The sequence below is a fragment of the Streptococcus infantis genome (assembly GCF_047465035.1).
Classification (GTDB): Bacteria; Bacillota; Bacilli; order Lactobacillales; family Streptococcaceae; genus Streptococcus; species Streptococcus infantis_T.
Genome location: NZ_JASHAQ010000011.1, coordinates 60,853 through 67,930, shown reverse-complemented (window position 1 = coordinate 67,930; position 7,078 = coordinate 60,853). Strand labels below are relative to the sequence as shown.

8 protein-coding genes and 1 tRNA gene are annotated in these 7,078 nt (G+C 37.1%); 2 read left to right on the top strand and 7 right to left on the bottom strand.

Features of this window, described 5'->3' with window-relative positions; translation table 11 throughout:
* The first annotated feature begins 215 nt into the window (after positions 1-215).
* A tRNA-Cys gene (locus tag QM406_RS06510) sits at positions 216-286 on the top strand.
* 490 nt (positions 287-776) lie between these two features.
* Positions 777-1,097 carry a hypothetical protein gene (locus QM406_RS06505; RefSeq protein ID WP_414273752.1) on the top strand — a complete coding sequence of 107 codons (321 nt, stop codon included), beginning with the start codon at positions 777-779 and terminating at the stop codon, positions 1,095-1,097.
* Between the two features lie 177 nt (positions 1,098-1,274).
* Here QM406_RS06505 and QM406_RS06500 read toward each other — a convergent pair whose 3' ends face one another.
* From QM406_RS06500 to QM406_RS06470, 7 genes are all read right to left on the bottom strand, one after another.
* Positions 1,275-1,655 carry a PBECR2 nuclease fold domain-containing protein gene (locus tag QM406_RS06500; RefSeq protein WP_414273754.1) on the bottom strand — a complete coding sequence of 127 codons (381 nt, stop codon included), beginning with the start codon at positions 1,653-1,655 and terminating at the stop codon, positions 1,275-1,277.
* 220 nt (positions 1,656-1,875) lie between these two features.
* Positions 1,876-3,207 carry a hemolysin family protein gene (locus QM406_RS06495; RefSeq protein WP_414273751.1) on the bottom strand — a complete coding sequence of 444 codons (1,332 nt, stop codon included), beginning with the start codon at positions 3,205-3,207 and terminating at the stop codon, positions 1,876-1,878.
* A 252-nt stretch (positions 3,208-3,459) separates the two neighbouring features.
* Positions 3,460-4,290, bottom strand: coding sequence for a DNA/RNA non-specific endonuclease (locus QM406_RS06490; RefSeq protein WP_414273750.1), 831 nt, complete (start codon positions 4,288-4,290; stop codon positions 3,460-3,462).
* A gap of 40 nt (positions 4,291-4,330) precedes the next feature.
* Complete coding sequence (locus QM406_RS06485; protein ID WP_006152040.1) at positions 4,331-4,453, bottom strand: hypothetical protein; 123 nt, start codon at positions 4,451-4,453, stop codon at positions 4,331-4,333.
* Between the two features lie 43 nt (positions 4,454-4,496).
* A complete protein-coding gene (locus QM406_RS06480; RefSeq protein WP_080980079.1) occupies positions 4,497-4,691 on the bottom strand; it encodes a DNA-directed RNA polymerase subunit beta in 195 nt (64 codons plus the stop codon).
* A complete protein-coding gene (gene murA, locus QM406_RS06475; protein ID WP_414273749.1) occupies positions 4,678-5,964 on the bottom strand; it encodes a UDP-N-acetylglucosamine 1-carboxyvinyltransferase in 1,287 nt (428 codons plus the stop codon). Before murA ends, QM406_RS06480 begins: the two co-directional genes overlap by 14 nt.
* Complete coding sequence (locus QM406_RS06470) at positions 5,949-7,022, bottom strand: acyltransferase family protein (protein WP_414273748.1); 1,074 nt, start codon at positions 7,020-7,022, stop codon at positions 5,949-5,951. Before QM406_RS06470 ends, murA begins: the two co-directional genes overlap by 16 nt.
* Positions 7,023-7,078 lie beyond the last annotated feature (56 nt).

Below are 7,078 nucleotides of genomic sequence, written 5' to 3'. Positions count from 1 at the left end.
ACGATGAAATCAAGCATTATTAAAACCAGTGGAACTTACCCTGACACGGATTTCCACTGGTTTTTAGGATTTTTATCAGATTAACTTCCACTTCTAATAGCGGTGGAACTTAGTTTGCGAATTTAGCCATGCCTTTTGAAAGCAGGAAAACTTACATTTTCAGAAAAGAAACTATTGACGAGATTTAATTTAAAAGGTATAATAATAAAAGTTAAGGCGGTATAGCCAAGTGGTAAGGCACGGCTCTGCAAAAGCTTGATCGTCGGTTCAAATCCGTCTACCGCCTTATAATACCGATTTTATCGGAATTTATCCAGACAAAAAGCCCATAAAATAGGGCTTTTTTATTTTTATTTCATGATAAAAAAGGATAACTTTAAAAAACTGTTGGGGCGAGTTTGGGGCGAGGACGTTTTAAAAACTTCATTAAAACTATTGACGTTATGCAACTTTAATTGTACAACACGCATCTAAGTTTAAGGAGGAAACTTAGACACGGAACACAAAATGTTTAAGTGCAAAAAGAAGCCACTCAAAGTAAAAACAAATAAGCTAGTCATCATAATAAACTTATTTATAATCAGCTTTGAATGGCACATCGAATTTGGATAGTGAGAAATCACTATCCACCCCTTCGGGGGTGAACTTAAATTATAACAGGAAAAATAATGAAAGTAAATCTAAAAATTAGAAAAACCACCAAGCGTGAAAAAGTTGAATTTATTATTGGACTTCTTCTACTCCTATTTGCGATTTGGTATTTTACGAAGTAATATATGTCAGTAGATATTAAAGCTATCCGCTGGCTTTTAGACAACGCCACAGCCTATGCTATCAGCAAAAACTGTAGTGTGTCTATTCAAGCTGTGGATAAATATAAAAATGGTGTATCAGACATTATAAATATGTGGTTAAAACACGCTATCAACATAATTGATTACGCTCGTACACTTCAAGAAAATAGGGGGGCACTTTTTCTACTCTCAGAGAAAAGCGTTCAAGTGAAAAAGAACACTCCCCCTCTATCTATAAAAAGGGGGGGCAATAATTTCAAACAACTATCAAGCATATCTCAAACCCAAAAACCTCAATCCTGAGCCTGCGGTTTGTGTAATCTATTTTAAAATTCTCGAATAAAAAAGGAGCATTACAGCCCCTCTTTTGAAATAACGGACACTTGGCTGGTCGGTGTACCCAGCATCTCAGATACCTTTTTCAAGGTGCGGCAGGAACCTTTCTGCCCTCAAATGTCTTCCGTTAATTTTATTCTAGCACTATCTACTTTTTTTGTCAATTTTTCTCAATCTACCAGACTTAATACGACTTTGTAACTTGTAATCTTGTATACGATACATGGTCGGGACGTAAAAGAAATCGCCACTTTTATGTAACTTGATTGCAACAAGTACATTATCATCAAATCTTTTTACATATTCAAAACTAGCGCCTTTCTCTCGTGGATTGATCCAAACGAAATCTGGATTACTTAGTATGAGTTCCAAGTCTTCAATATGCTGAATTACATCATTATGATGGCGTTTCATCATATGACTTCTCAGCCCTTCTTTGTTAACCTTGATGTCGCTCGCTTCAAGAACAATATTAAAAATCTCTTTTACTTCATTAGTAACCTGACCAATTTTTTCATGATTCATCATTTCCTCCGTTATTCCACAACTATTATATCACATTTTATTTGGTCGTAATCAAGCATCAAGCTCAATCGTAAACTCTGGCTTGTCTGTCTTACTATCATCTGGTTTCAGGTAGTACCAGCCGTCTACCGCCTCTATATTATCAAAGGCTCCTACAGGGGTCTTTTCTTTTTTACTACCAGAAAAGCTTTATCAGTTCTACTCTGATAAAGCTTTTGTTTTATTCTGTTTCTTCTTCTGACTCGAGTTCTTGGATTTGAACCTTAAGCTTGGTTACACGTCCATTTTTGACCTTATCATTGGTTAGAGTGATATGCTTATTGCTACTTTCTAACTCATAGCTAAGTTTTTCTGATGTTGGAATAGTTCCCACACCAGTCAAATAGTAACCTGCAATGGTATCTACATCGTCACTTTCAAGTTCGACATCAAAGTAGTCATTAAAGTCATTTAAATTCATTGTACCTTGGACGATATAGGTATCTTCTCCAATTGTATGAACATAGACTTCAGCTCGGTCAGTTTCATCATCAATCTCACCAACAATCTCTTCAAGTAAATCCTCAAGAGTGACCAAACCAGCCATTCCTCCATACTCATCCAGAAGGATAGCCATCTGTCTTTGAGTATTTCTAAACTCTTTTAATAAATCATCCACAAAAATAGTTTCAGGTACAAAGAGTGGATCTTGTAAGATTCGCTTCCAGACAATATTGTCAAACCCGCTGGCAAAGGCTTCTTTAAGGAGACTCTTAGTATGAATCAATCCAATAACATTGTCCTTATCTCCATCATAAACAGGAATACGAGAAAAATTCTGTTTCAAGATACTTTGGATAATGGTTTGAGTATCATCCTGAATATCTACCATAAAGGCATCTGTTCGTGGAACCATGACTTCACGTGCCATGAGTTCGTCGAGTGAGAAAATCCCCTGCAACATTTCAATTTCATCTGCATCCAAAGTTTCTTCACTCTTAGACAACATGTACTCAATCTCATCACGAGTCATTTTTTCATCTGCATCGTCAAATGTCATCGGTGTCAATTGACTCAAGAGATTAGTTGATGCTGAGAGCATCCAAACGAAGGGACTCACAATCTTACCAAGTCCAATAATAAACGGTACTGTTCGGATAGCCAAGGCATCCTTAAGATTTAGAGCAATTCGCTTAGGATAAAGCTCACCAAAAACAATAGAAATATAGGTCAAGAAAGCTAATGATAAGAAGCTAGCTACCGCATAGGCAGTTTCGCTATTTCCCATCCAAGAGGCGATCAACTCTCCAAGTGAATCTGCTAGTTTAGCCCCTGACAAGATCGTAATTAAGGTGATACCAACTTGAATGGTTGATAAAAAGTGATTAGGGTTTTCAAGCACCTTTAGCAAACGGATATAGCGTTTATCTCCCTCTTCAGCTTTTTGCTCAACACGTGAACGACTAAGTGAAACCATGGCCATTTCTGTTGCAGAGAAAAAGGCATTTAAAAAGGTCAAAACAACTAATAAAACAAATTGCAGTAACAAATCCTGACTGCTCGGGTCTTCCATTTTCCTTCTCCTAAAAAGTATAATTGAAACCATTATACCATATTTTCCAATTTTTACACATTAATTTTCAATTTCTATGATAAAGGGGCGCTGAATAGAGAGCTGCAATCCAAGTCCTGACACCCTAGCTCAAGCCTTGTGAATCTTCAAAAAGGCTCTTTAAAATCAGAAGAGCAAAAAACAAGCAATCGTTTCTACAGTTCATGACTAATAAAAAACGAGGTTGGGATTTTTCCTCAACCTCTTGATCAATTAGCTATTTTTTGTGACTGTGACCTCACCTGTTCGGTAATCTAACTGAATTCCCTTTTGGACATTTGGAATAACGACATTAAACTCCAACTCCCCATCAGAGGACTTGGCTTCAATATGAGAAGCTGACGGCACCAAATCTTGCTCAGTAGCATAGAGTAATGTTACGCGGTAACGCACTCGTTTGTTTTGATCTAGAGCTTTTCGAACCAGACTTTCATAATAGTTTTGGCCTGTAGAATCTTCTGCACGCGCTTGGTTGGCCCAAGCTGTCTGTACGGCAATGTTTTTAGGATTGCTAGTAGAAGCATCAAAGCCATCTAACCCACCGATTAAGGCATAGCCCAACAAATGCCCTCTATCGACCGCATGGTTGTAACTTCCCTTTAGATTCTTAACCTGATGCCAACCCGCAGGCGTCCAAGATGTTGAACCATTCCCAGTCTCTTCACGATCTTTGTACTGTCTTGTCGCTTTTGACATGAGGGCGTTAGCGACAGTTGGAACCGTCTCCCCACCTACAGTTTTTGTCTTGTTATCTGCATAGGGTTTGCTTGAAACCTTAGCATCCAGATTGGTTTTATTGTTATTGACGATAAAGGCTCCTGCTCCATTCCATTCTAGCGTGCCCTTGATTTGTTTTTTAACCGAATCTGTTAGGGCACTTTCTGCCAGTTCTTGACTTGGAGTATCAGACGACTGTGATTTTTGTTTTACTTGTGTTTGTGGTGCAGTGTTGGAAGACTGCATTTGTTTAATATAGTAGCTTCCTGCTGACAAGAGCAAAAAGAGCAAGAGGCCAAGTAGGGCCTGCCTTGTTTTTTTATTCATATTTTCTCCTTGTACTCTTCGAAAATCTCTTCAAACCACGTCAGCTTCCATCTGCAACCTCAAAATAGTATTTTGAGCTGACTTCGTCAGTTCTATCCACAACCTCAAAACGGTGTTTTGAGCAACCTGCAGCTCTCTTCCTAGTTTGCTCTTTGATTTTCATTGAGTATTACATTCACTTCCTAGAAAAAGACTGGTCTCCCAGCCTATTTTCCTGTAAATTTTGCGATGAGTTCTTGCCATTTTGCTGGTGCTAAAATAGCCCAAGGATCTTGACCTTTTCCTAGAATACCATAGCCAATCATCAAACCAATAGCAAGAGCTAAGAATCCTAGCAGTAATACTACAATTACTAGGATAAAGCGACGTAAGACATATTTGGATTGTTTATTCATCTTCATCAGCTTCCACACTTACCCGTTCAATCTTAGCTCCTAACTGGGCTAATTTTTCATGAAAACGGTAGTAACCTCTATCTAAATGGACAAGTTTTCCTACAACTGTTTCGCCTTCAGCTACCAAGCCTGTCAAAATCAAGGCTGCGCTGGCACGTAAGTCTGTCGATAGAACTTCTGCCCCTTGGAGAGGCTGTCCTCCGACGATACGGGCTGTATCACGGATGATTTCAGAGTGCAAGCCCATACGACGCATTTCCTCTAAATGTTGGAAACGATTCTCAAATACAGTCTCTACCATAGTTGACTCACCTTGAGCAACGGTCATCAGAGCAGTGAACTGCGCTTGCATGTCTGTCGGAAATCCTGGATGTGGAAGTGTCTTAACGTGAACAGCCTTTAATTTTTCACGTTGAGAACGAATGCGAATTCCTTCGTCCTCATCGATGACTTCAACACCCATTTCCAATAATTTAGCAATTAAGGGACGATTGTGTTCCCAGATGGCATCTTGAATCAAGACATCTCCACCTGTAATGGCAGCTGCTACCATGAAGGTACCTGCTTCAATACGGTCTTGTACAACATTGTGGGTCGCACCATGTAGTTGCTCAACACCAGTAATCGTCACAGTTTCTGTTCCTGCACCTTTGACCTTGGCACCCATTTTATTTAGGAGAACAGCTAAGTCGACAATCTCAGGTTCACGCGCAGCATTTTCAATGACTGTAACGCCGTTAGCAAGAGTTGCCGCCATCATCAAGTTTTGAGTAGCACCTACACTTGGGAAGTCCATGTAAATGTGAGCTCCGTGCAAGCGTTCTGCCTTAGCTTCGATATATCCTGCCGTTTGAGTAATTTGAGTCCCCATCGCTTCGAGTCCCTTTAGGTGAAGGTCGATAGGGCGACTACCGATAGTACAACCACCTGGCATAGAAACCTTTGCGTGTCCTACACGAGCCAAGATTGGCCCCAATACTACAATTGAAGCACGCATCTTGCTGACATACTTATAGGGAGCTTCTTCTGTGATATCACCGGTTGCATCAACTTCAACAATATGTGCTTCTTGATCAAAGTCTACTTTCGCATTTAATCCACGAACCACCTGATTCATGGTAAAAACATCCGATAAAATAGGAACATTTTTTAAGACTGTTTTTCCTTCACTTGCTAAAATAGTTGCTGCAAGCAGTGGCAAAACTGCATTTTTTGCGCCCTCGATGGTAACACTTCCAACCAAACGATTATCGCCACCTTGAACTACAATTTTTTCCATAGAGTATTTTCCTTTAATGTTGATTTTATAAATAGACTTACTTTTTGAGTAAACCTATTAACTAATTTGTTAATAATCCAAGCCAAAATCAGACTTATCATCAATACAAAAAATGTAAATAACACATCATTTACTCTGGATGACACAAATATTTTTTCTAAAATAGAGATTACTAATCCATGTATCATATATAATTCAAACGATATACTACCTAGTAAAATCAAAGACATATTTGAAAAATTTATTTTTTTCAGAAAAACAATAATAAAGTAGATTGTAAAAATAATATTATCTAAATTAGCCGCCAGTGCATAACTATAGCTATCTTCTAAATGTATATACTTCAATAAAATATTGTATTTATGTGATAAAAAGAGCAACACAGTGACTAAAATAATTGCTATAAAGTAATACCTATCTAAAAATCTATCAATTTTATTTTGATTTTTAGCCCATATTAGACCAATAACGAAGGCCAAAGCACTATTGTACCACCAGACGCTATAGCCTAATTTTATAGCCAAACAGATATAACAGATTATAAATATTGTATTGACAATAATAGATAAGAACTTATTTTGAAAAAACTTAAACGATATATAAAAGAACACATACATTAAAATTATAATATCAACAAACCAACCATTATATATAATTGTACTTCCTTTTTTAAATAAATTAATAAAAAAATTTAAATCCATTAATTGACCGTTTACGAATCTATCAAACATATAAATCAAAGAGATAATAAAAAATGGAACCATAATTTTAGAAAGTCTTTTTTCTAAAAAATTATCTAGGTAATTTTCCTTACTTTCATTTTGAACATACAACCCGTAAGCAGATAAGAAGAAAAATATAGAAACAATATAGGTCCCCATATATGAAAAATTAGAAAATTCTTCGCCAGTTTTAACCAATGGTGATAAATGATGAAATATGATCCCTAAAGCAAGGAAACCTCTAAGCCCTGATGTAGATTCAACACTTAGATATTCCTTATTTTGGGGCAACAAATAAATTAATAGCGTTATTAACAATAAAATTACAATATCCATTATATTTAATTCTCCCAATATTTTTGTTAACTACCTAAACATCTGCTTATTATAAT